This window comes from Streptomyces sp. TLI_053, assembly GCF_900105395.1.
Lineage (GTDB): Bacteria > Actinomycetota > Actinomycetes > Streptomycetales > Streptomycetaceae > Kitasatospora.
On the sequence record NZ_LT629775.1, the window covers coordinates 4,311,155 to 4,335,552 of the forward strand.

Here is a 24,398-nt window from a genome sequence, read left to right on the forward strand (position 1 = left end):
GAAACCCTTACTCCGGCTTGTGCTCGGCGATGGCGGCGAACTGCTCGACGGTGAGCATCTCGCCGCGCAGCTTGTGGTCGATGCCGGCGGCGGCGAGCGCCTGCTCGGCCCCGGCGGCGGAGCCGGCCCAGCCGGCCAGCGCGGCCCGCAGGGTCTTGCGGCGCTGGGCGAACGCGGCGTCGACGACCGCGAACACCTCCTCGCGGCTCGCGGTGGTGCTCGGCGGGTCGTGGCGGACCAGCGAGACCAGCCCGGAGTCGACGTTGGGGGCGGGCCAGAAGACGTTGCGGCCGATCGCTCCGGCGCGCTTCACCTCGGCGTACCAGTTGGCCTTGACCGAGGGGACGCCGTAGACCTTGTTGCCCGGCTTGGCGGCGAGCCGGTCGGCGACCTCGCTCTGCACCATGACCAGGGTCCGCTCGATGGTGGGGAAGGTGGCGAGCATGTGCAGCAGCACCGGCACGGCCACGTTGTACGGCAGGTTGGCGACCAGCGCGGTCGGCGCCGGGCCGGGCAGCTCGGTGACCAGCATGGCGTCGCTGAACACCAGGTCGAAGGAGTCGGCCTTGCCGGGCATCCGGGCGGCGACGGTGTCCGGGAGGTGCCGGGCGAGCACCGGGTCGATCTCGACCGCGGTGACGTGCCGGGCGACCTCCAGCAGGGCGAGGGTCAGCGACCCGAGCCCGGGCCCGACCTCGACCACCGTGTCCTCGCCGGTCACCTCCGCGGCCCGGACGATCCGCCGCACGGTGTTGCCGTCGATGACGAAGTTCTGCCCGCGCTGCTTGGTCGGCTTCACGCCGAACGCTTCCGCGAGCGCCCGGATGTCCGCGGCGCCGAGCAGATTGTTGTCAGAGGTGGGGTCGGTGGTGCTCACCCGCCAAGGATACGGGCGCGCCGCCCCCTCACAGCTCGACGACCGCCGCGAGGTCGATCTCCACGGGGTACGGCACCGACGTCCGCAGCACGCCCTCGTGCTGGGCGACGGGCAGGTAGACACCCTTCTCCTCGTCCCGGTGGAACTCGTGCACGATCGGCAGGTTGTCGATTCCGCGCTCGACCCGCCAGTAGTAGGGGATGCCCTTGTCGGCGTACTGCCCGGGCTTGCGGAAGCGGTCCGCAACCTGGGATCCGGGCGAGACCACCTCGACGGCCAGCGCAACCGACTCCGGTGGGATGCACTCCAGCTCGAAGAAGTCGAGGCCGGTCCTGTCGATGACCACAACATCAGGTTTGGCAGTGTTGTACTCGTCAAGCAGCACGCACCGCTCGACGTTCACGACGTGTGGCGCGGTGCGCACACCGGACAACGCGATCAGCAGCTGATCGCGCACCTGGTCATGCCACCACTTCGTCATCCCCCGAACCACGACGGCTCCGTCCACCAGTTCCCAGTCGACAGGCAGATCGAGTTCCCTGACCTGCTCGTACGTCCAGCCCTGGGACGGCGGGTACATCCAGTCGATCGGCATGGCGGTCATGGCCACCTCCCTCACTGCACTCATGCTAGCCAGCCTAGGAAGCCACCAGGAGTGCCGAATCGTTCCTTCGGAACCCGACTTTCGTTCGATCGGATCAGTACCCGAAGGCCCGCGCCGTGTTCGCCGCGATCGCCGTGGCGAGCTCGTCCTCGTGCAGGCCCAGGGTGTCCGCCATCGAGCGCACCGTGACCGGGATCAGGTACGGCGCGTTGGGCCGGCCGCGGTAGGGGTGCGGGGTGAGGAAGGGGGCGTCGGTCTCGACCAGGACCCGGTCCAGCGGGGTCGCCGCCAGGGCGTCCCGCAGCGGCTGGTTGGCCTTGAAGGTGACCGGCCCGGCGAAGGAGAGGTACCAGCCGTGCTCGGCGCAGACCTTGGCCATCTCCGCGTCGCCGGAGTAGCAGTGGAAGACGGTCCGCTCGGGCGCGCCCTCCTCCAGCAGGACGGCGATGACGTCCTCGTGGGCGTCCCGGTCGTGGATCACCAGGGCCTTGCCGTGCCGCTTGGCCATCGCGATGTGGCGGCGGAACGACTCCTTCTGGATCTCCACACCCTCCGGACCGGTGCGGAAGTAGTCCAGGCCGGTCTCGCCGACCGCGCGGACGTGCGGCAGCGCCGCGAGCGCGTCGATCTCGGCGAGCGCCGCGTCGAGCGCGGCCTGCCCGCCCGGCTCGCGCCGCTGCCCGGACCAGCCGTCGGGGTCGCCGAGGAAGATCCTCGGCGCCTCGTTGGGGTGCAGGGCGACGGCGGCGTGCACCTGCTCGAACCGGGCCGCCAGTTCGGCGGCCCAGCGCGAGCCCGGCACGTCGCAGCCGACCTGGACGACGGTGGTCACCCCGACCGAGGCGGCCTTGGCGAGGCCCTCCTCGGGGGTGCCGGACTGCATGTCCAGATGGGTGTGCGAGTCCGCCACCGCCACCGCCAGCGGAGCCGGCAGCGGCGGCGGGGTGGAACGCTCGTCGTCCTTCTTCGGCATCGGTCGTCCTCCTCCGGCCCCGGGGTCGGCCCCTAGGCGGCCGGCTTCTCCTCGAGTCGCGGGAACAGGATCTCGCCCTTGGTGACGGTGGCGCCGACCGGCAGCAGGCCCCACTGCGCCGCCTGCGCGACGGTCTGGCCCGCGAGCGCGCCCAGGCCCTCGGCGGCGCCCAGCGACTCCCACAGCTTCTCGGCGGTGGCCGGCATGACGGGGTTGAGCAGCACCGCGGTGGCCCGCAGCGACTCGGCCGCCGTGTAGAGGATGGTGGCCAGCCGGTCCCGGCCCTCGGCCGAGTCGTCCTTGGCGACCTTCCACGGCTCCTGCTCGGTGAGGTAGCCGTTGACCTGCTTGACGAACTCGAAGATCGCCGCGAGGCCCCCGGCGAAGTCCAGCTCCTCGCCGATCTTCCGGTCCGCGGTCGCGACCGCGGCCGCCAGGCCCTCGGCGACGGCCTGCTCGGCGGCGCCCGGCGCCGCCGCGGCCGGCAGCACGCCGTCGAAGTACTTGCCGACCATGGCCGCCACCCGGGAGGCGAGGTTGCCGAAGTCGTTCGCCAGCTCGGAGGTGTACCGGGCGGTGAAGTCCTCCCAGGAGAACGAGCCGTCGGTGCCGAACGGGATCGCCCGCAGGAAGTAGTAGCGGTAGGCGTCCACGCCGAAGTGCGAGGTCAGATCGGTGGGCGCGATGCCGGTCAGGTTGGACTTGGACATCTTCTCGCCGCCGACCATCAGCCAGCCGTTGGCGACGACCCGCTTCGGCAGCGGCAGCCCCGCGGCCATCAGCATCGCGGGCCAGATCACCGCGTGGAAGCGCAGGATGTCCTTGCCGACCAGGTGCACCGAGGCCGGCCACAGCTCGGCGAACCGCTCCGGGTCGGCGCCGTAGCCGGCCGCGGTGATGTAGTTCTGCAGCGCGTCCACCCACACGTACAGGACGTGCTTGTCGTCCCAGGGCAGCGGGACGCCCCAGTCGAAGGTGGAGCGGGAGATGGAGAGGTCCTGCAGGCCCTGCTCGACGAAGCGCAGCACCTCGTTGCGGGCCGTCTCGGGGGCGATGAAGCCGGGGTTCTCGGCGTAGAACTCCAGCAGCTTCGGGCCGTACGCGGAGAGGCGGAAGAAGTAGTTCTCCTCCTCCAGCCACTCGACCGGCTTCTTGTGGATCGGGCAGAGCTTCTCGCCCTCGGTGGCACCGTCGAGCAGTTCGGCGGGGAGCTTGTACTCCTCGCAGCCGACGCAGTACGGGCCGGAGTAACCGCCCTTGTAGATCTCGCCCTTGTCGTACAGGTCCTGGACGAACTCCTGCACCCGGGCGGTGTGGCGCTCCTGGGTGGTGCGGACGAAGTCGTCGTTGGCGATCTCCAGGTGCTGCCAGAGCGGCTTCCAGGCCTCCTCGACCAGCTTGTCGCACCACTCCTGCGGGGTGACGCCGTTGGCCTCCGCGGTGCGCAGGATCTTCTGACCGTGCTCGTCGGTGCCGGTCAGGTACCACACCCGCTCGCCGCGCTGGCGGTGCCAGCGGGTCAGCACGTCGCCCGCCACGGTGGTGTACGCGTGGCCCAGGTGGGGGCGATCGTTGACGTAGTAGATCGGGGTGGTGACGTAGTACGCGGGAGTGGTGCCCCCGGTGGTGCTGTGGTCTGCAGTGGCCGCCATGGTCGGCAAGCTTAGTCGGGCCCGGGTACGGGCCCGACCGCCGCTGCCACCGTCAGCCCCGCATCCGCGCCCAGAACCGCGCCCAGCGCCCGCCCGAGGGGGCGGTGCGGACCGGCCGCGCCGCGTCGGCGGGCAGGGCCGGCTCGGCGTGCGACGAGTACCCGGGGGCGTGCTGCCACGGCTGGTCCTGCCCGGCCACCCGGCCCTCGCGCATGATCCGGACGGTGTGGCCGCCGCAGCCCGGGCAGGCCGGCTTGAGCAGCGGCGACGGCACCCGGACTCCGTTGGCGTGGTACTCGAACACGACGCGCCCGTCCCGGGCCACGTGGTGCTCGATGTCGTACGCCTGCTCCCAGCCGTACCCGCAGCTCAGGCACACGAAGGAGTAGGCCTCCCGGACGGTCTCGACGGGGGTGTGCGACCGGCCGCTCGGGCCGGCGCCGCTCGGGCCGGGGTCGCTCAGGGCGTTGCCACCGCGGGGGCTACCGATCGTCTCGCTCATAGCCGTCTCCCAGCGCCCGCCGGGCGCTCGCCCGGCTGGGTCTTTCCATCCCAGCAAATGCCCGGAACGTCCCGGTCGATGCCCGTCTTGTGAAGACTTGGAGGGGGGTTGGGAAGCCCTATACGAAAGGGTGGGTCCTGTCCGAAAACCTCGACCGAAGCTTCAGCTCGACGGGCGTTTATCCGGGGCCTTCTCTCCAAGGTACGCGCCCGCAGGCCCGGCGGCACCTCGCCCACGAACCGTGCGTACTCGCAGCTCAGACGCCTGTCGAGGCGCTTTCCGACCGTTCCCCGGCCGTTCGACGACCGTTCCCGACCGGATCGCCCGCCGACGCCCCGGCCGGGGGTGGGCGACCGCTCAGCCGGCTCCGCCCGCGGCGGCGTTCTTGGCCGCCACCACCGCGTCGAACACCTCGCGCTTGGGCAGCGAGAGTTCGGCCGCGATCGCCGCGATCGCCTCCTTGCGCCGCTCCCCCGCCTCCTCCCGCACGGCCACCAGCCGGGCCAGCTCGGCCGGGCCCAGCTCCTTCGGCGCGGCCGGCGGCGCGCCCGCCACGACCACCGTGATCTCTCCCCTGACCCCCTCGGCCGCCCACGCGGCCAGATCGCCGAGCGGACCGCGCTTGACCTCCTCGTAGGTCTTGGTCAGCTCCCGGCAGACGGCGGCCGGCCGCTCGGGGCCGAACGCCTCCGCCATCGCGGCGAGCGCCTCCGCGATCCGGTGCGGGGCCTCGAAGAACACCATGGTGCGCGGCTCGGCGGCGATCGAGGCCAGCTGCCGGGCGCGGTCGCCGGTCTTGCGGGGCAGGAAGCCCTCGAAGGTGAACCGGTCGACCGGCAGCCCGGACAGCGCCAGCGCGGTGAGCACCGCGGACGGTCCCGGCACCGCGGTCACCTTGAGGTCCGCGGCCACGGCGGCGGCCACCAGCCGGTAGCCGGGGTCGGAGACGGACGGCATCCCGGCGTCGGTGACCAGCAGGACGCGGGCCCCGCCGAGCAGCGCCTCGACGAGCTCGGGGGTGCGCCCGACCTCGTTGCCCTCGAAGTAGGAGACCACCCGCCCGGCCGGGGTCACCCCGAGCGCCTGGGTGAGCCGGCGCAGCCGCCGGGTGTCCTCGGCCGCGATGACGTCCGCCGCGGCCAGCTCGGTGAGCAGCCTGGGCGGGGCGTCCGCGACGTCGCCGATGGGGGTTCCTGCCAGTACCAGTACTCCTGTCACGGACCCCATCCTTCCAGCAACCGGCCGCCGGGCGCTTTTGGTGACGATTCGGGCAGCTTCGGAGGGAGCCGTCCCAGCGTCATGACGCACCCCTACCATGTGGCGGATGAACGGCGACACGGCGGCGCAGACGCCCACTGGTACAGACCTCACCGCGCGGGGTGGCGTCGGCGGGCCGGTCCTGGCGGACCAGCCGTCGCCCGCCCTGCCGGGCCCGCGCGACCCGGCCGGCGACGCCGCCGACGGTCCCGGCGGCCCGGACGAGCCCGGCGGCCCCGCCCCCGACTCCCCGGACGGCTCCATACCCGCCCCGCCCCCGCCGCGCCCCGCCTGGCTGCGCGGCCTGGCCCGGTTCGGCTACGCCCCGGCCCCCGCCGCGACCACGGCCGAGCGCCTGGTCCCGCCGATGCCGGACGGCCCGGGCGTGACGCCGGAGCGGGTGCCGCCGTCCCCGCTGCTGCTCCGGCTCGGCCTCGCCCTGCCGGCACCGCTGTGGTCCTGGCTCTGCCGCTGGTCCGGCTGGCTCGGTCCGCTCGCGGTGACGCTGTTCGCCGGCGTGCTGCGGTTCGCCGACCTCGGCTCGCCGAACGCGATCGTCTTCGACGAGACGTACTACGCCAAGGACGCCTACGCGCTCTGGCACGGCGGCTACGAGATCAGCTGGCCGGACGGCGCCAACGAACAGATCATGTCCGGCGGCCCCGTCCCCTACCGGTCGAACCCGTCGTACGTGGTGCACCCGCCGGTCGGCAAGTGGATCATCGGCGCCGGCGAGCAGCTGTTCGGGATGAACCCCTTCGGCTGGCGGTTCGCGGTGGCGCTGCTCGGCACCCTGTCGGTGCTGATGCTGGCGAGGATCGCCCGCCGGCTGTTCCGCTCGACCCTGCTGGGCTGCGTGGCGGGCCTGCTGCTCGCCGTCGACGGCCTGCACTTCGTGATGAGCCGGTCGGCGCTGCTGGACCTGGTGGTGATGTTCTGGATCGTCGCCGCCTTCGGCTTCCTGCTGCTGGACCGCGACCGCACCCGGGCCCGGATCGCCGCCCGGCTGAGCGCCCTCGGCGACGGCCTCCCGGACGCGGCGACCGCCCACCGGATGAACCTGGGCTGGCGCCCGTACCGGATCGCGGCCGGTGTCTGCGTCGGTCTGACCTGCGCGACCAAGTGGAGCGGCCTGTACGTGGCGGCCGCCTTCGGTCTGCTGACGGTGCTGTGGGACGCGGGCTCGCGCCGGCTGGCCGGGGCCGACCGCCCCTACCGGTGGACCCTGGTCCGGGACGCGGTACCGGCCTTCGTCTCGCTCGTGGTGGTCCCGGTGGCGGTCTACATCGCCTCCTGGTGGGGCTGGTTCGCCAGCAGCACGGTGCCGAACCAGGGCGGCTACGGCCGGGACTGGGCGGTCGGCCGCTCGACCGACTTCCCGTGGATCCCGGAGGGTCTGCGGGCGCTCTGGCACTACCACTCGACGGTCTACGACTTCCACACCCATCTGAGCGACCCGCACACCTACCAGTCGAACCCCTGGAGCTGGCTGGTGCTGGGCCGGCCGGTGTCCTTCTTCTACGAGTCGCCGAAGCAGGGCGCGGCCGGCTGCACGGTGAACGAGTGCGCCCGCGAGGTGCTCGGCATCGGCACCCCGCTGCTCTGGTGGACCGGTGTGATCGCCCTGGTCTACTGCCTGTGGCGGTGGGCGGCCCGGCGCGACTGGCGGGCCGGCGCGGTGCTCTGCGGCCTGGCCGCCGGCTACCTGCCCTGGTTCGCCTACCAGCAGCGGACGATCTTCCTGTTCTACGCGGTCTGCTTCGTGCCCTTCCTGGTGCTCGCGGTGACCATGCTGCTGGGGGCGCTGGTCGGACCCGCCGGGGCCTCCCGGGACCGCCGGATCATCGGCGGCACCGCGGCCGGCCTGGTGGTCCTGCTGATCATGTGGAATTTCCTCTTCTTCCACCCCCTGTACACGGGCGAGACGATCCCGATGGAGGACTGGCGCAAGCGGATGTGGTTCAACACCTGGATCTGACGCCGGGGGCGCGCCGGGGGCGGTGCCGGGCGGCGGAGCGTACCGGAGTGGTGCGCGACACGTACCAGATCCGTCACAAGACCCCGTCCTTTCACCGGGGCACGGAGTCAGGCTGCCTAGGGTGGACTCCGAACGCGCATCCGGCCACGTCCGGCTGCGGCCCGACCGCCTGACCCTTGGGGGAACATCACCATGCGCAATGGCGCGAAGACCGGCCTGATCACCGGCGTGGCCGTCGCCGTGCTCGCCGCGGGCGGCTACGGGGCGTACAGCCTCGTCGGCGGCTCCGACGACAAGGACGCCCCGGCCGCCAAGAAGGCGCGCACGGTGGTCGCCGAGCCCCCGAGCGCCGAGCAGGCGGCGGCGGGCACCAAGGACTTCCTGGACGCGTGGGCGGCCGGCGACATCGCCAAGGCGGCCTCGCTGACCGACGACCCGGCGGGCGCGACCACCGCGCTGACCGCGTTCCGGGACCAGGTGAAGCCGAGCGGGCTCACCCTGGCCCCGGCCGGGCCGGCCACCCCGGCGGCCTTCGCCGCGGCCACCGGCTCCCCGAGCGCCGCGCCCAAGGCCCCGACCACCGCCCCGGCCACGCCGACCCCCGGCGGCCCGCTCCCCACCGACTCGCCGTCGGCCTCCGCCCCGGCCGCCCCGACCGGGGTGCTGATGGGCTTCAAGGCCCGCGCCGAGTTCGAGGGCACCAACCGGGTCTGGGACTACAGCGGCTTCCTCGGCGTGGTGAAGATGAGCGACAACACCCCGGCCGTGCACTGGGCGCCCTCGGTGATCCACCCGCACCTGGCCCCGGGCGAGTCGATCGGCGTGCAGCCGCTGCCCCCGCTGGCCGGCAACGTGGTGGACCGCAACAACAAGCCGCTGAGCAGCCCCTCGATCACCCCGCTGATCCCGACCCTGCAGGCCAAGGTCGCCAAGCTGCTCGCGGACCAGAACAAGGACCAGAGCGACAACGGCACCGGCGTGGTGATCACCAACGCGGCCGACCCGAACAGCGTGCCGGACCGGCTGTTCACCATCGTCGACCCGAAGCCGCCGAAGCCGTTCAAGCTGACCATCGACAACACCCTGCAGGCCGCCGCCGAGAAGGCGATGACCGACCTGGGCGGCAAGAAGGGCTCGATCGTCGCCATCGAGCCGAGCACCGGCCAGGTCCTGGCCTTCGCCAACGCGCCGGTCACCGGTCTGAACCGGGCCTTCCAGGGCCAGCTCGCCCCGGGCTCCACGCTGAAGATCCTCACCTCCACCGCCCTGCTGGAGGCCGGGGTCAACCCGGACACCCCGGTGGCCTGCCCGACGCTGAGCAGCAACCCGAAGAAGATCCCGAACTCGTTCCCCGACGCGTACCCGAACAACACCCTGCAGCAGGACTTCATGATCTCCTGCAACACCGCCTTCATCGACCAGGGCCTGACCAGCCTCAAGCCGGGTGCGCTGACCACCACGGCCAAGGACGTGTACGGCATCGGCCTGAACTGGCAGACCGGTCTGCCCAGCTTCGACGCGGTGGTGCCGGACGCCGGCACCAACAAGGACGAGCAGGCCATGCAGTCGATCGGCCAGGGCAAGGTCCAGATGAACCCGCTGGCCATCGCCTCGATCACGGCCACCGTGCAGAGCGGCTCCTTCAAGCAGCCGATCCTGGTCGCCGAGCTGCCGCAGCAGAAGGCCCCCCGGGACCTCGGCCCCGACGTCGCCGGCAAGCTGCGCCAGATGATGGCCGCCACCGCCACCGGCGGCACCGCCAAGGACGTGATGGCCGGGATCTCCGACAACGCGGGCGCCAAGACCGGCTCGGCCGAGGCGACCGGCATCGCCACCACCAACAGCTGGTTCACCGCCTACCGGGGCAACCTGGCGATCGCCTCCGAGGTCGAGGGCGGCGGCCACGGCGTGGACGCGGCCGGCCCCGCCGTCGCCTCGATCATCAAGGCGGCTGGCAACCGCTGACCCGGGCGGCGCACGCCGACCCCGGACCGGGCCCGTCCTACCTCACCGGCAGGGCGGGCCCGGCCTGGTTGAGCAGGCAGGCCGGCCGGACCGGCGGCCGGGCGCCGCTCCACCGCCGGGCCGCCAGCCGGGGCCAGATCACCAGCACCGCCGGCAGCGCCAGGTACCCGAACCGCCCGGCCGGCGCCAGCATGAAGGCGATCGCCAGCCCGGTGGCCAGCAGGTCGGCGGCGGCGATCGCGGAGACCGGCGGCCGGGCCAGCAGCCAGATCGTCACCCCGAGCCCGCCCACGGTCAGCAGCACCAGCGAGGCGGTGTGCCCGGTGGGCCCGAAGCCGGCCAGCACCTTGCCGGGCAGCGGGCTGCCGGCCGGCGTCTGGATCGCGGTCAGCCCGAGCGGGAAGCGCACCACCTGGTCGCGCAGCTCCTCGGCCCGGGTCAGGACGTAGGGCACCATCACGGCGCACGCCGCGCCGAGCGCGGCGAGCCCGGCCCGGGCGGCCGGCCGTCGGCCGTAGAGCCGCCAGAGCAGCAGGACGGCCACCGGCAGCGCCGGCCAGACCGTCCACTTCAGCGTCCCGGCCAGGGCCAGCACCAGTCCGGCGGCGATGGTCCGGTCCCGCTCGGCCAGCGCCATCGCCAGGCAGCAGAGGCCGATCAGCGGCAGGTCCACCCCGCCGCCGACCAGCGCCAGCGCGACCAGCGGCGAGGCGGTGAGCACGGTCAGCGGCAGCAGCGGGGCACGGTCCCGGTTCGGCCGCAGCAGCCGCCAGCTCGCCAGCAGACAGGCGACGAAGGCCAGCGCGAACCAGATCCGGGCGTCCCCGGCCAGCCGCGCGAGCGCGTTGCCGTCGCCGAGCAGCGCCCGCGGCACCCCGAACAGCGACATCGCCGGCAGGTAGGGGTTGTAGTCGGTCACCACCACCGGATCCGGCAGGTAGGGGCTCCCGGTGCTGAAGAGCAGCCGCGCGGAGCGCTCGACCACCATCACCTCGGACTGGTGGCGGCCCTGCAGCACGAGGACCACCAGCGGCACCAGGACGGCGCCGAGCAGGGCCGCCGCGGCGGCGGCGCGGGCCGCGACCCGGCGCGGGAGGACCAGGCAGAACAGCCCGGCGAGCAGGTAGGCGGGGGCCGCGAGGGTGCCCCACAGACGCTGGTTGGGGAGGTCGGAGACGATCGGGAAGCCAGCCGCCCAGCCGGCCGCGACCAGGCAGCCGAGCAGTTGGACGCCCCGGTGTCCGGCGAGCCGGGCCGGATTCAGCCGATCGGGCGGGGACGGCGGGCCCTCCTCGCCGCGCTGGCGGGGGAACGACCGGTGGCCCCGGTCTCCGGGCGGTCGTCCGGCTCCGGTCGGGGGCGCGGCCGGAACGGGCGCCGTCGGCGTCGTGCTCCGGCCGGTGAAGCGGCCGCGCGGGCGGGAGAAGCCGGGCGTGCGGGTGCTCACCATGGTGGAAGGTTAGGGCCGGGGGTGGTGCCCTGTCGCCATGTGGCGGGCACGAGTGTCCGGCGCCACGGGCCCGGGCCGCGGCCGGGACACCGGCGGGCGAACGGCCGGGAACAGCCGCGGGAACGCCCGTGCGGACGCGGACGGGGCCGCCCGGGGAGAGCTGTTCCCCGGACGGCCCCGTGCACGGCGTGCCGGCCGCTCAGCCGACCGTGGAGCCGGCGTCCGCCCGCTCCCCGGCCCGCTCCAGCTTGGAGTGCTTGATGCTGTAGCCGAAGTACACGGCCACCGCGACCACCAGGGCGACGCCGCCCGCCGCGAAGGTGTCCGCGTGCAGACCGGTGATCAGGTAGACGCAGAAGCCGACGCTGGCCAGCGGGACGACCGGGTAGCCCGGGACCCGGAAGCCGCGCGGCAGGTCGGGCTGGGTGCGGCGCAGCACGATCACGCCGATCGAGACCACCGAGAAGGCGATCAGGGTGCCCAGGCTGGTGATGTCGGCCAGCCGCGCCAGCGGGACGAAGGCGGCGAGCACGCCGACGCCCAGGCCGACCACGATGGTGTTCCAGACCGGGGTGCCGGTGCGCGGCGAGAGCTCGGCGAAGCGCTTGGGCAGCATGCCGTCGCGGCCCATCGAGTACAGGATCCGGGTCTGGCCGTAGATGACCACCAGGGTGATCGAGAAGATCGAGACGATGGCGCCGATCGCGAACAGGATCGCGGGCCAGCTCTGGCCGGTGATGTCCTGGAGGATCTGGGCGAGGCCGGCCTCCTGGCCGTCGAACTTCTGCCAGGGCTGGGCGCCGATGCCGGCCAGGGCCACCAGGATGTAGAGCACGGTGACCACCACCAGCGAGATGATGATCGCCATCGGCAGGGTGCGCCGGGGGTTCTTGACCTCCTCACCGGCGGTGGACACGGCGTCCAGGCCGATGAAGGAGAAGAAGATGCTGGAGGCCGCGACCTGGACGCCGCCGATGCCCAGCGGCATGAACGGGGTCAGGTTGCCGGAGTGGAAGCCGGTCAGGGCGACCCCGATGAACAGCAGCAGGATCAGGATCTTGACGGCCACCATGGCCGTGTTGACCTTGACCGACTCGCTGACGCCGCGGATCAGCAGGAAGCAGACCATCGCGACCAGCAGCAGCGCCGGCAGGTTGAACCAGTGGGTGTCGTCGGGCGCGCCGGCGATCGCCTCGGGGATCTTGAAGCCGAACGCCAGGTCGAAGAACTTGTTCAGGTACTCGGCCCAGCTGACCGCGATCGCGGAGGCCGAGACGCCGTACTCCATCAGCAGGCAGATGCCGACGCCGAAGGCCACGCCCTCGCCGAGGGTGGCGTAGGCGTAGGAGTAGGAGGACCCGCTGACCGGGATCGCGGAGGCCATCTCGGCGTAGCAGAGCGCGGTGAGGCCGGCGGTGACGGCCGCGATCACGAACGAGAGGATGACGGCTGGGCCGGCCGACGGCACGGCGCTGTTCAGCACGAAGAAGATGCCGGTGCCGATGGTGGCGCCGATGCCGATCGCGGACAGCTGCCAGAGGCCGATCGAGCGACGCAGGTGGATGCCGGAACGGCCGCCCTCCTCGGGCGCCCCGGCGGGCGGGCCCTCACGGCCTTCGCTCTCGGCGATCAGGGTGGAGACGGGCTTGCGCCTGAGGAGGCGTGCGCCGAGCGTGTTCGGGGCCAAAACGGGGGTGTCCTTCTAGGCGGGGGAGGGTGTCCTAGTGGCCGGCCGCTCGACGCACCGAAGGGTGCCATCGGGGACCAACCGAACAAAGATGGGACAGTACCGCGCGAAAGCACCAGTGTCGCAAACGAACAGTCACGGCGCGCGCATTGTACGAACCGTCGCATCGGCATGTACAAACCGGACACTTCGCAGACGGCGGATCTCTCGACGAGGCGATAAAGCAGCAGGTCACCGCCATCGGTAAGGGACTCATCGGGCCAGCGCCGCCTGCATCACGGCGCGTGCGACCGGGGCCGCCAGCCCCCCGCCCGTCACCTCGGTCGCGTCGCTGTCCGCGACCACCACGGCGACCGCCACCGGCGGCACCCCGGCCGAGCCGGCCGGCGCCGCCCAGGCGATGAACCAGGCGTACGGCGTCCCGGTGTTGTCCACCCCGTGCTGGGCGGTGCCGGTCTTCCCGCCGACCACCGCGCCGTCGATCCGGGCGGCCCGTCCGGTGCCGTTCTCCACCGCGTCGACCATCATCCGGCGCACCTGCCCGGCGGTGCCGGCGCCGACCGCCTGCCGGTACACGGACGGCCGCACCGACCGCACCACCGTGCCGTCGGCGGCGGTCAGACTGTCCACAAGCTGTGGACGCATCACGGTGCCGTTGTTGGCGATGCCCGCCGCGACCATCGCCATCACCAGCGGGGTGGCGGCGGTGTCGAACTGGCCGATCGAGGAGAGCGCCAGCTGCGAGTCGTCCATCCGGGTGTCGAAGTTCGACCGGGCCGCCCGCACCGGGACGTCGAGCCGGGCGTCGTTGAAGCCGAAGGCCTCGGCCGCGGCCGACATCCGCCGCAGGCCCACCTCGACCCCGAGGTGGCCGAGCACGCTGTTGCAGCTGAGCACCATCGCGGTGGCCAGCGACTGTCCCGGTTCGTCGCAGGCCGCCGAGTCGTTCACCAGCGGTACCGAGGTGCCCGGCAGCAGGTAGGGGTGCGGGGTGTCGGTCGGCGCGTCGGCATCGGTGACCACCCCGCTCTCCAGCGCCGCCGCCGCGGTCACCACCTTGAAGGTCGAGCCGGGCGGGTAGGTCTGCCGCAGCGCCCGGTTGAGCATCGGCTGGTCGGGGTCGCTCCGGAGCCGGCTCCAGGCCTCCCGGTCCTCGGCCGAGGTGCCGCCGAAGCTCCCCGGGTCGTAGGACGGGGTGGAGGCCAGCGCCAGGATCCGCCCGGTGGCCGGCTCGACCGCCGCGACCGCGCCCTTCTGCCGGCCGAGCCCGCGCACCGCCGCCTCCTGGACGGCCCGGTCGACCGTGGTGCGGACGTCCCCGCCGGGGTTCTGCCGCCGGGCCACCGCGTCCCACACCGCCCAGCTCGCCAGCCCCGGGTCGGTGCCCGAGAGCAGCGCGTCCTCGGTGCCCTCCAGCTGGCTGTTGCCGTAGGTCTGCGAGGAGTAGCCGGTGACCGCCGCGTACAGCGGCCCGTCGGTGTAGGTGCGCCTGTAGTCGTACCGGCCGCCGGTCGGCTCGGAGCCGGTGACGCTGTCGGCCCCGACCCGGATGTCGCCGCGCGGCTGGGAGTACCGCTCGAGGACGAGTCGCTGGTTGGCGCTGTTGTGGTTCAGCTCGTCGGCGCGGAACACCTGCACCCGGGTGGCCTGGACGCACAGCGCGACGATCAGCAGCAGACAGAAGGTGCCGGCCCGGCGCCCGGTCACCGAGATCCCCGGCAGCCCCTGCGGCCCGCCGCCCGGCCGTCGGGCACCGCCCCCGCCACCGGCCCCGCGGCGCCCGCTCCCGGTCCCGTCCCCGAGCCCGCTCACCGCCCCTCCCCCGGGGCGGGCCGTCGGGCGATGTCGCTCATCCGTACCAGCAGCGCGACGATCACCCAGTTGGTGACCACGGAGGACCCGCCCTGGGCGACGAACGGCAGCGTCATCCCGGTCAGCGGGATCAGCGCCAGCACCCCGCCCGCCACCACGAAGACCTGCAGCCCGACCAGCGCCGCCAGCCCGATCGCCAGCAGCCGCCCGAACGGGTCGCGCAGCGCGATCCCGGTCCGGAACCCGCGCGACACCAGCAGCGCGTACAGCAGGAACACCGCCACCAGCCCGGTCAGCCCCAGCTCCTCCCCGATGGTGGCCAGGACGAAGTCGGACTTCGCGGCGAAGCCGATCAGCACCGAGTGCCCGGCCCCCAGCCCGGCGCCCAGCTCGCCGCCCCAGGCGAAGGCGAACAGGGACTGGGCGATCTGGTTGGCCCCGTGCCCGGCCGCGATCGAGCCGAGCGGGTCCAGCCAGTCCGCGACCCGGCTGTGCACGTGCGGCGAGAGCAGGCCGACCCCGACCGCCGCGATCGCCGCCAGGAACAGCCCGATGGCGATCCAGCCGGTCCGTGCGGTGGCCACGTAGAGCATCACCACGAACAGGCCGAAGAACAGCAGCGAGGTGCCGAGGTCGGTCTCCAGCACCAGCACCCCGACGAAGACCGCCCAGATCGCCAGCACCGGTGCGAGCACCCGTCCGGGCGGCAGCCGCAGCCGCCGCACCCGCCGCCCGGTGAGCGCCAGCGCGTCCCGGTGCACCGCCAGGTAGGCGGCGAAGAAGACCGCCAGCAGGACCTTGGCGAACTCGCCCGGCTGGAAGGAGAACGGCCCGAAGGTGATCCAGATCCGCGATCCGTAGACCGGCGGGAAGAAGACCGGCAGCACCAGCAGGACCAGCGCCACCAGCGCCCCGATGTACGCGTACCGCTGGAGCCGTCGGTGGTCCCGCACCAGGAACAGCACCAGGACGAACAGCCCCACCCCGAGGCCGGACCAGAGCAGCTGGGTGGGCGCCGCGTTGCCCGGGGTGGCCCGGTCCAGCCGGTGGATGACGACCAGTCCGACACCGTTGAGCAGCACCGCGATCGGCAGCGGCAGCGGGTCCGCGTACGGCGCCCGCAGGCGGACCGCGCCGTGCGCCAGCAGCGCGAGCACCCCCAGCGCGCCCCCGTACTCAGCGGCGTCGGCCGGCACCGCGCCGTCGAGGTTGAGGCCCACCTGGACGTAGCCGAGCACGGCCGTCAGCACCGCCGCGAGGACCAGCGCGAGCTCGGTGTTGCGCCGGGTCGGCACGGTACGGCGCGGCCGGCCTGCGGTTCTCGTCACGGCGGAGGGTGTCGCCACGGACCGTCCTGGGAGTCGGGGCTGCGGGCGCCGCCGGAACGGCCACCGGGGAGGACGGGCGGCACCCCCATCACCTTCGCCACCCTAACGAGGACTGTGCGGGTATTCCGCCCGGTTCACCCGGTGTGTCCGGCCCTGTCGCGCGTTGGCCACGGCGAACTGATGGTCCCTAGGATCGACGGGTGATTACCGGACGACGACCGAAGGCCAGGCTCGGCAGCCTGCTGGCCGCCCTGGCGATAACGGGCGGGGCGCTGCTCAGCGGCCTGCCCGCCCATGCCGACGAACCATCAGCCGGCCAAGCCGGCAAGGAGGCCCCACGGGTCGATCTCGTACTGGACGTCAGCGGCTCCATGCGCGAGGCGGACATCCAGGGCAAGACCCGCATCTCGGTGGCCCAGCAGTCCCTGAGCGACGTCATCGACGCCCTGCCCGCGGAGACCGAGTTCGGCATCCGCACCCTGGGCGCCAACTACCCCGGCACCGACAAGGCCCAGGGCTGCCTGGACAGCAAGCAGCTCTTCCCGGTCGGGAAGACCGACAAGACCGAGGCCAAGACCGCCGTCGCGACCCTGCGGCCCACCGGCTTCACCCCGATCGGCCTGGCCCTGCGCGGCGCCGCCCAGGACCTCGGCAAGGGCGAGACCACCCGCCGGGTGGTGCTGATCACCGACGGCGAGGACACCTGCACCCCGCCCGACCCCTGCGACGTCGCCCGCGAACTCGCCTCCCAGGGCATCCACCTGGTGGTCGACACCCTGGGCCTGGCCCACGACGACAAGACCCGCCAGCAGCTGCTCTGCATCGCCAACGCCACCGGCGGCACCTACACCGACGTGCGCACCCAGGAGCAGCTCACCGAGAAGGTGAAGCAGCTGGTCGACCGCTCCAACGACACCTACACGGTCACCCCGGTCAAGACCGCCGGCACCGACAAGTGCGAGTCCGCGCCGGTCCTCACCCCGGGCGTCTACAGCGACCGCGAGAAGTTCTCCGAGCACCGCGTCTACCGCGTCCCGGTCAAGGCCGGCCAGGAGCTGCGCGCCTCGGTCAGCGTCGCCCTGGACCGCCCGGTGGCCCGCGACTACGGAGTCCTGCTCCAGGCCACCAGCACCACCGGCCAGGAGCTGGTCCGCGGCACCGACGCGGGCAGCAGCCGCACCGACGTGGTCTCCACCGGCCTGCGCTGGTCGGCCGACGCCTCCAAGGGCTACGCCACCGCCTCCGCCACCGCCTCCGCCTCGCCGAGCGGCAAGCCGGAGACCAATGTCTGCCTGGTCGTCTCCAACTCGCTGGCCCCGCAGGCCGGCGCCGCGGCCGACCCCGGCCTGCCGCTGGAGCTGACGGTCGACCTGACCGCCGCCTCCCCCGCCCCGGACGGTCCGGCGATGGGCCTGGGCCGCGGCTGGATCCTGCTGCTGGTGCTCACCCTGGCCGGCCTGCTGACCGGCCTGCTGTTCGGCTGGATCGCGCGCTGGCGGATCGCTGTCTGGCAGGAGAACTGACCATGCGTACGACCTTCCTCCGCACCGCCGCGGCCGCCCTGACCGCGCTCCCGGCGCTGCTGCTCGCGGCCCCGGCCGCCACGGCCGCCTCGCCCTCGCCGAGCGCGAGCGGCACCCCGGCCCCGGCCAACAAGGCCGGCACCTCCTTCCTGACCGCCGTCAATCTGGCACCCGGTCAGGACGCCAAGGTGGACATCTCCACCGGCGACTACCTGTACTGGGCCTTCGGCGCCGCCGAGGGCCGGACCGCGAAGGTGGACCTCACGGTCGCCCTGGCCCCGTCCGCCGACCGGCACGGGCCGCAGACCTGGAACGTCGAGGTGTTCGACGGGCTGCGCCGCCGCCAGTCCTGCACCGACGGCACCCAGAACGCGACCGCCGAGCAGGCCGCCGGCTCGCTGGCGCTCAGCTGCACCCTGCGCGAGGTCCGCTCCTGGGCCGAGCCGTGGTCCGGCGATCCGCTGCCCGGCACCTACTACGTCCGGCTCTCGGTCGCCGACGCCCCGCAGCCCGACCTCGGCCTGGCCGCGTCCGTGCAGCTGCGGGTGACGGCCAAGGGCGACGAGGACAACGCCCAGCCGGAGGGCGGCGAGCTGAAGGCCCCGCTGGTCCCGCCGGCCGGCGGCGGTGCCGCGACGGCCAAGGCGGCGGCCCCCGAGGAGCCCGAGGAGCACTGGTACACCGGCTGGTTCTCCGGCTGGAACAGCCGCTGGTTCTGGACCCTGGCGGGCGGCGTGCTGGCCGCCCTGGCAGGCGTCGCCGGCTACACCCTGACCCGCCACCCGCGCGGCCGCCGGCCGGCCCGCTACGGCTCGGTGCCGCCGCAGTCCGGCGCCCCGCAGCCGGGCCCGTACGCGGGCTCAGGCCAGTCCTGACCCGCTCCTGACCCACCCGGACCCCGAGGGCCGGACCGGAGACCTCTCCGGTCCGGCCCTCACCGCTTCCCGGCCGCCCCGGTCCTGCACTGCGTCGGTCCGGCCCCGCGCCGCTCCGCACGTGATCCGTCTCACAGCCCGCCGGAAGCCCGCCCCGTCGGCCCGGCTGACCCCCCGTCGGCCGGTCCGCCCCCACAACGCAGAAGTCCCGCCCGATCTTCCGATCGGGCGGGACTTCCGTTGGGTGGAGCTGAGGGGATTCGAACCCCTGACCCCCTCGATGCGAACGAGGTGCGCTACCGGACTGCGCCACAGCCCCAACAAGAAGAAACTTTAGCACCTCTCCGAGGTGGTCCGTGACCACCCTCCTGGTGACGCCCCCGCGGCGGGACGGGAGCGGGGGCGGAACGGGCGGCGGAACGCGAAGAGGCCCCCGGCGGCGGGGGCCTCTTCGCGGGCGGTCGCGGACCGCGCGTCCTACTCGTTGGCGGCGCGGGGCCGCGGCTCCGGCCCGGACGGCTCGGCGTACTGGTCGAAGAGCGGGGTGTTCCGGGACTCGACCGGGCGGCCGGCGGTCCAGGTGCCCGGCGCCGACAGGTCGAGCCCCCGGTTGACCCGGGGGGCCACCGGCGCGGTCACGTACGTCGGCAGCGGAACGGGCACCGGCTCCCAGGAGTCCGGGCCTGCGGCGCCCCGCTCCCGCATGCCGTCGACCCACTCCTCGTGCTCGGTGACCTCCGCGACGGCCGAGGCCGAAGCCGCGGAGCCCCCGGCCGAGGTCGCGGCGGAGGCCCCGGCAGGGCCCGCCGCGGGAGCGCCCCCGGAGGCCGCCCGTACGGCGTCCGCCTCGGTGGCGAGCCTCAGGTGCGGGCGCGCGCGGCCGGGGGCGGGCGTGCGCCGCTCCGGCTCGGCCGCCGGGGCCGGCACCGGGGCGGCGGCCGCGCGGCCGGCCTCGACGCGCTGCTGCTCGCGCTTGCGCAGCCGCTCGGCGGCCTGGGCCGCGCGGGTGCGGTCCAGCTTGACCGCGTACCGCTGGCGCTCCAGGCGTCGCAGGTGCCCGATGTAGAGGGTCAGCAGCGCGGCCGGGACCGCGGGGACCCACAGGAAGGCCAGACCGGCCACGGCCGCGACCACCGCTCCCAGCGCGAAGGCCAGGAACAGCACGGTGACCATCCGGCGCCGACGCGCCAGCAGCCGGGCCCGGCGCTCGGGGCCGCCGCCCTGGGGCGCGGGCCTCGGCTCGGCCCGGTCGCGTTCCGCCGGCCGGCCGGGCGCGGGTTCCTGCGTCCGTCCGTCGGGGACGCCGGGGACGCCTGGGGCGTCCGGGGCGTTCACGGGGTCGCCGGGGGCGGCCGCGTCCCGCTCGGGGGGGCCGTCCATGCTCTGCTCGTCGTCACGCGGTTCGTCACCCAGGGCCCGGGACGCCCGCCGCTCCAGCGCCGAACGCCCGGCCAGCAGGCGGATGGCGGTGCTGAAGCGTTCCGTCGGGCGCGCCTCGTTGAGCTCGTCCTGCCTGCGGAGCCACATCGGCACCAGATAGGCGGCCCAGGCCCCTACGATGACGGCGTAGATAAGGCCGCTACTGCTCACGATTCACACCGTACGGGCGTGCAGGAGGGGCCGGTAGCAATTTGGCACGGCGTGTCGTGTGATCAAGCTGATTCTCCGACTATTTTGCCGGTATTTGTGCCCGTCCGTCGTCGCGCCGATGCCATATCGATATTTCCATTCGAACATACATTCAATTATGCGGCCGACGGCCCGAGCTGAGGGAACGCCAGCGTTCCAGCATCCCCTCCGGGACCTCCTCGGCGGCGAGCGCGAACACCAGGTGGTCCCGCCAGTCGCCGTCGATGTGCAGATAGCGCGGCCGCATTCCCTCCGAACGGAAGCCGAGCTTTTCCACCACCCGCCGGCTCGGTCCGTTCTCCGGCCGGATGCACACCTCGATCCGGTGCAGGCCGAGAGTGCGGAAACAGTGGTCCACCGAGAGCGCGACCGCGGTCGGCATGATGCCCCGCCCGGCCACCGCCTCGTCGATCCAGTACCCGACATTGGCCGAGCACATCGACCCCCAGGTGATTCCGCCGACGGTCAACTGGCCGACCAGCCGGCCCCGGTACAGCACCACGAAGGGCAGCATCCGCCCCGCCGAGGCCTCGGCCCGCAGATAGCGGACCATCTGCCGGAAGGTCGGGCGCGGGCCCGCCGCCAGACCGGCCGGGCCGGGCGGCACGGTGGCCTCCCAGCGCCGCAGCCAGTCCCGGTTGCGGCGGCTGACCTCCTGCCACTCGCGCTGGTCGCGCGCCCTGATCGGGCGCAGCACGACGTCCCCCTCGTGGAGTTCCACCGGCCAGCCGGCGTTCAGTGCGCGCTCCCGGAAGCTGCCGTGTCGGGCCGGGGGTGGTCCCCGCCGCCGAGCTGGTCGACGGCGTGGGCGAGCAGCGGGGCCAGCACGGCCAGGCCGTCCCGGACGCCGCCGGTCGATCCCGGCAGATTGACGACCAGGGTACGTCCGGCGAGGCCGGCCAGCCCCCGGGAGAGCGCGGCGGTGGGCACCGTGTCCCGTCCGTACGCCCGGATCGCCTCGGGGATGCCGGGGATCTCCCGGTCGAGCACCCGGGCGGTCATCTCGGGGGTGAGGTCGTTCGGCGAGATGCCGGTGCCGCCGGTGGTCAGCACCACGTCGTAGCCGGCCGCCACGGCCTCCCGCAGCACCGCCTCGACCGGTTCGCCGTCCGGGACGACCCGGGGGCCGTCGACCGTGAAGCCCATCGCCCGCAGACCCTCGACCAGCAGCGGGCCGCCCCGGTCGGCGTAGACGCCGGCGGAGGCGCGGTTGGAGACGGTGACCGCGAGGGCTCTCATTCCTCCCCCTCCGGGGCGGTCCAGTCACCGCTCTTGCCGCCGGTCTTGCTCAGCACCCGGACGGACTCCACCGCGGCGCCCTTGTCGACGGCCTTGACCATGTCGATCACGGTGAGGCCGGCCACCGCGACGGCGGTCAGCGCCTCCATCTCGACGCCGGTCCGGTCGGTGGTCCTGACGGTCGCGGTGATCTCCACCGCGTCGTCGGCGACGGTCAGCTCGACCTTCACCCCGGAGAGCGCGATCGGGTGGCAGAGCGGGATCAGCTCGGGCGTCCGCTTGGCGCCCATGATCCCGGCGATCCTGGCCACGGCCAGCGCGTCGCCCTTGGGCACCCCCTCGCCGCGCAGCAGCTCGACCACCCGCGGGGACACCCGGACCCGGCCCGCCGCGACGGCGGTCCGGGCGGTCACGTCCTTCGCGGAGACGTCGACCATCCGGGCCGCGCCCTGCTCGTCGACATGGGTGAGGCGGTCGCCGGGGGGTGAGGCGGTCACGGGTGGCTCCAGGGGGCGCGCAGGTCGAATACCGCGCTACCGTACCCCCCGTCCCGGTCCCGGCGCGGGAGGGGCCGCATCGGTGGGACGGCCCCGCCGCGGCGGGGAGTTCGGCCGTGCTCAGCCGCCGAGCAGCACCACGTCGACCTCGCTGCCCGCGGGCAGCTCGGTGACGTCCTCGGGAACGGTGATCAGGCAGTCCGCCCGGGCCAGCGCCCCGACCAGGTGCGACTCCGCGCCGCCGACCGGTTCCACCAGGCCGTCCGCGGCCGAGTACCGGCCGCGGAGGAACTGCCGGCGGCCGGCGGGCGAGCGCAGCGCCACCGGGCAGTGCGCCCGGACCACCGGGCGGTGGATGTCCTCGGCGCCGAGCATCGCGCGGATCGCCGGGCGGACGAACAGTTCGAAGGAGATGTACGCGCTGACCGGATTGCCCGGCAGGGCCAGCAGCGGCACCCCGGGGCCGGGCCCGATCCGGCCGAAGCCCTGCGGCTTGCCGGGCTGCATCCGCAGCCGCCGGAAGTCCACCCCGCCGTACTCGGCGAAGACCTCCTTGACCACGTCGTAGGCGCCGACGCTGACGCCGCCGCTGGTGACGATCAGGTCGGCCCGGCCGAGCTGGTCCTCCAGCACGGCGCGCAGCCTGGCCGCGTCGTCGGGGACGCCGCCGACCCGGTAGGCGATCGCGCCGGCGTCACGGGCGGCCGCGGTGAGGGTGAAGCTGTTGGACTCGGAGATCTGCCCGGGGCCGACCGGCTCGCCGGGCTGGACCAGCTCGCTGCCGGTGGACAGCACCACGACCCGCGGGCGCGGGCGGACAGTGACGGTGGCCCGGCCGATCGCGGCGAGCAGGCCGAGCTGGGCGGGTCCGAGCCGGGTGCCGGCGGTCAGCACCCGGCTGCCGGCGGCGACGTCGCTGCCGCGGCGGCGGATGTGGGCGCCCTCGGCGACCGGGCGCAGCACCCGGACCTCCTCGCCCTCGACCGCGGCGGCCATCGCGTCGGCGGGGCGGCCGGAACCGGTGCCGCCGTCGGTCCACTCGACCGGGGCGACGGCCCCGGCGCCGGGCGGGACGGGGGCGCCGGTCATGATCCGGGCGGCCTGGCCGGGGCCCACCGCGGGGAGTTCGCCGGCACCGGCGGCGATGTCGCCGACCACGGTCAGCACCGAGGGGTACGCGGTGCCCGCGCCGACGGTGTCGGGCGTGCGCAGGGCGTAGCCGTCCATCGAGCTGTTGTCGAAGGGCGGCAGATCGCCCTCGGCGACGACGTCCTCGGCCAGCCGGCAGCCCTGCGCGTCGAGCAGCTGGAGCTCGATGGCGGGGAGCGGGCCGACGGCGGCCAGGACGTCCGCGAGGTGCTCGTCCACGGTCCACGGACCGTCCGGACGGGCACCGGGGCGGGCGGCCGGAGCCGGGTCCGCGGAGTCGTCGCAGCAGGCTGCGGGGGTGGTACCGCTCTCCGTGGACCCGGTCATGGGCGCGCTCGCTCTCTGTCGGTGTGTCAGTCCTGCAGCTCGGAGGCGACGAACTCGCGCAGCCAGGTGCGGAACTCCGGCCCGAGGTCCTCGCGCTCCGAGGCGAGACGGACGATAGCGCGCAGGTAGTCCGAGCGGTCGCCGGTGTCGTAGCGGCGGCCCTTGAACAGCACGCCGTGGACCTGGCCGCCGGTGTCGGACGGGCGGGTGGTCAGTTCACGAAGGGCGTCGGTGAGCTGGATCTCGCCGCCGCGGCCGGGCGGGGTGTCCCGCAGCACGTCGAAGACGGACGGGTCGAGCACGTACCGGCCGATGACGGCGTAGTTCGACGGGGCCTCGGCCGTCTCCGGCTTCTCGACCAGGTCGGTCACCTGGAAGACGTCCTCGCCGAAGGTGCTCGGCTTGACGGCGGCGCAGCCGTACAGGTGGATCTGGGAGGCGTCGACCTCCATCAGCGCGACGACCGAGCCGCCGAGCTCCTGCTGGACCTCGATCATGCGGGACAGCAGCGGGTCGCGCGGGTCGATCAGGTCGTCACCGAGGAGGACGGCGAAGGGCTGGCCGGCGACGTGCTGCTCGGCGACCGAGACGGCGTGGCCGAGGCCCTTGGGGTCGCCCTGGCGGACGTAGTGCATGTTGGCGAGCTCGACGGACTCGCGGACCCGGCGGAGGCGGTCCTGGTCGCCCTTGCGGGCGAGCAGCTCCTCGAGCTCGTAGGCGCGGTCGAAGTGGTCCTCGAGGGCGCGCTTGTTGCGGCCGGTGACCATCAGTATGTCGGACAGGCCCGCGGAGGCCGCCTCCTCGACGACGTACTGGATCGCCGGCTTGTCGACGACGGGCAGCATCTCCTTCGGAGTGGCCTTGGTGGCCGGCAGGAATCGGGTACCCAGACCGGCCGCGGGGACCACTGCCTTGGTGACCGGGATACGGGAGTTGGTCGTCGTCATGCGTTTACCTTACTAAGGCACGTATTTCGCCTGACCGGGCGCAGTTGACCGATGCTTGGGCAGCACGTCGCCGGACCCGGCCGCGATGGCAGGCAAGGGGGACGTGCCGGGCGGGGTGAGGGGGTCC

Annotated in this window: 20 protein-coding genes and 1 tRNA gene; 4 read left to right on the plus strand and 17 right to left on the minus strand. The window is 73.6% G+C overall.

Annotation, left to right across the window (positions count from 1 at the left end; all coding sequences use genetic code 11):
* Window positions 1-7 precede the first annotated feature (7 nt).
* From rsmA to rsmI, 6 genes are all read right to left on the minus strand, one after another.
* Window positions 8-877, minus strand: coding sequence for a 16S rRNA (adenine(1518)-N(6)/adenine(1519)-N(6))-dimethyltransferase RsmA (gene rsmA, locus BLU95_RS17205; RefSeq protein WP_093860801.1), 870 nt, complete (start codon window positions 875-877; stop codon window positions 8-10).
* Between the two features lie 28 nt (window positions 878-905).
* Window positions 906-1,505: a Uma2 family endonuclease gene (locus BLU95_RS17210; protein WP_231978609.1), complete on the minus strand. Its 600-nt coding sequence runs from the start codon at window positions 1,503-1,505 to the stop codon at window positions 906-908.
* A gap of 70 nt (window positions 1,506-1,575) precedes the next feature.
* The gene (locus tag BLU95_RS17215; RefSeq protein WP_093860802.1) at window positions 1,576-2,454 is read right to left on the minus strand and encodes a TatD family hydrolase; all 879 of its coding nucleotides are present in this window, start codon (window positions 2,452-2,454) and stop codon (window positions 1,576-1,578) included.
* A 32-nt stretch (window positions 2,455-2,486) separates the two neighbouring features.
* Window positions 2,487-4,106, minus strand: coding sequence for a methionine--tRNA ligase (gene metG / locus BLU95_RS17220; RefSeq protein WP_093860803.1), 1,620 nt, complete (start codon window positions 4,104-4,106; stop codon window positions 2,487-2,489).
* A gap of 52 nt (window positions 4,107-4,158) precedes the next feature.
* Window positions 4,159-4,608, minus strand: a complete 450-nt coding sequence (locus tag BLU95_RS17225; protein ID WP_093860804.1) for a hypothetical protein — start codon at window positions 4,606-4,608, stop codon at window positions 4,159-4,161.
* 357 nt (window positions 4,609-4,965) lie between these two features.
* Entirely contained in the window at window positions 4,966-5,835 is an 870-nt protein-coding gene (gene rsmI / locus BLU95_RS17230) for a 16S rRNA (cytidine(1402)-2'-O)-methyltransferase (RefSeq protein WP_093860805.1), read from the minus strand.
* Between the two features lie 97 nt (window positions 5,836-5,932).
* Here rsmI and BLU95_RS17235 point away from each other — a divergent pair, with 97 nt between their 5' ends.
* Both BLU95_RS17235 and BLU95_RS17240 read left to right on the plus strand, forming a co-directional pair.
* A complete protein-coding gene (locus BLU95_RS17235) occupies window positions 5,933-7,843 on the plus strand; it encodes a dolichyl-phosphate-mannose--protein mannosyltransferase (protein WP_093864934.1) in 1,911 nt (636 codons plus the stop codon).
* A 192-nt stretch (window positions 7,844-8,035) separates the two neighbouring features.
* Window positions 8,036-9,808: a penicillin-binding transpeptidase domain-containing protein gene (locus BLU95_RS17240; protein ID WP_093860806.1), complete on the plus strand. Its 1,773-nt coding sequence runs from the start codon at window positions 8,036-8,038 to the stop codon at window positions 9,806-9,808.
* A 37-nt stretch (window positions 9,809-9,845) separates the two neighbouring features.
* On the opposite strand, the gene BLU95_RS17245 is transcribed toward BLU95_RS17240, so the two are convergent.
* The 4 genes from BLU95_RS17245 to BLU95_RS17260 all read right to left on the minus strand — a co-directional run bounded on the left by BLU95_RS17245 (window position 9,846) and on the right by BLU95_RS17260 (window position 16,085).
* Complete coding sequence (locus BLU95_RS17245; protein WP_093860807.1) at window positions 9,846-11,258, minus strand: glycosyltransferase 87 family protein; 1,413 nt, start codon at window positions 11,256-11,258, stop codon at window positions 9,846-9,848.
* 199 nt (window positions 11,259-11,457) lie between these two features.
* A complete protein-coding gene (locus tag BLU95_RS17250) occupies window positions 11,458-12,945 on the minus strand; it encodes an amino acid permease (protein ID WP_197698767.1) in 1,488 nt (495 codons plus the stop codon).
* A 252-nt stretch (window positions 12,946-13,197) separates the two neighbouring features.
* Window positions 13,198-14,652, minus strand: coding sequence for a penicillin-binding transpeptidase domain-containing protein (locus BLU95_RS17255; protein WP_400752853.1), 1,455 nt, complete (start codon window positions 14,650-14,652; stop codon window positions 13,198-13,200).
* Between the two features lie 101 nt (window positions 14,653-14,753).
* Window positions 14,754-16,085, minus strand: a complete 1,332-nt coding sequence (locus BLU95_RS17260; RefSeq protein ID WP_231978610.1) for an FtsW/RodA/SpoVE family cell cycle protein — start codon at window positions 16,083-16,085, stop codon at window positions 14,754-14,756.
* 200 nt (window positions 16,086-16,285) lie between these two features.
* Between BLU95_RS17260 and BLU95_RS17265 the strand changes: the two genes are divergently transcribed.
* Complete coding sequence (locus BLU95_RS17265) at window positions 16,286-17,608, plus strand: VWA domain-containing protein (RefSeq protein WP_093860809.1); 1,323 nt, start codon at window positions 16,286-16,288, stop codon at window positions 17,606-17,608.
* A gap of 2 nt (window positions 17,609-17,610) precedes the next feature.
* Window positions 17,611-18,483, plus strand: a complete 873-nt coding sequence (locus BLU95_RS17270) for a peptidase (RefSeq protein ID WP_093860810.1) — start codon at window positions 17,611-17,613, stop codon at window positions 18,481-18,483.
* A gap of 245 nt (window positions 18,484-18,728) precedes the next feature.
* Here BLU95_RS17270 and BLU95_RS17275 read toward each other — a convergent pair.
* The 7 genes from BLU95_RS17275 to galU form a co-directional block, all read right to left on the minus strand.
* Window positions 18,729-18,802: transfer RNA gene (locus tag BLU95_RS17275), tRNA-Ala, on the minus strand.
* Between the two features lie 158 nt (window positions 18,803-18,960).
* Window positions 18,961-20,073 (minus strand): divisome protein SepX/GlpR, encoded by a 1,113-nt coding sequence (gene sepX / locus BLU95_RS17280; protein WP_093860811.1) that lies wholly within the window; start codon window positions 20,071-20,073, stop codon window positions 18,961-18,963.
* Between the two features lie 151 nt (window positions 20,074-20,224).
* Entirely contained in the window at window positions 20,225-20,833 is a 609-nt protein-coding gene (locus BLU95_RS17285; protein WP_093860812.1) for a GNAT family N-acetyltransferase, read from the minus strand.
* Between the two features lie 14 nt (window positions 20,834-20,847).
* Window positions 20,848-21,351 carry a MogA/MoaB family molybdenum cofactor biosynthesis protein gene (locus BLU95_RS17290; protein ID WP_093860813.1) on the minus strand — a complete coding sequence of 168 codons (504 nt, stop codon included), beginning with the start codon at window positions 21,349-21,351 and terminating at the stop codon, window positions 20,848-20,850.
* Window positions 21,348-21,848 carry a cyclic pyranopterin monophosphate synthase MoaC gene (gene moaC / locus BLU95_RS17295; protein WP_030393484.1) on the minus strand — a complete coding sequence of 167 codons (501 nt, stop codon included), beginning with the start codon at window positions 21,846-21,848 and terminating at the stop codon, window positions 21,348-21,350. The genes BLU95_RS17290 and moaC overlap by 4 nt, the downstream gene beginning before the upstream one ends.
* Before the next feature lie 120 nt (window positions 21,849-21,968).
* On the minus strand, window positions 21,969-23,324 hold the full coding sequence (gene glp, locus BLU95_RS17300) for a molybdotransferase-like divisome protein Glp (protein WP_093860814.1): 1,356 nt from the start codon (window positions 23,322-23,324) through the stop codon (window positions 21,969-21,971).
* Between the two features lie 26 nt (window positions 23,325-23,350).
* Complete coding sequence (gene galU / locus BLU95_RS17305; RefSeq protein ID WP_093860815.1) at window positions 23,351-24,271, minus strand: UTP--glucose-1-phosphate uridylyltransferase GalU; 921 nt, start codon at window positions 24,269-24,271, stop codon at window positions 23,351-23,353.
* Window positions 24,272-24,398 lie beyond the last annotated feature (127 nt).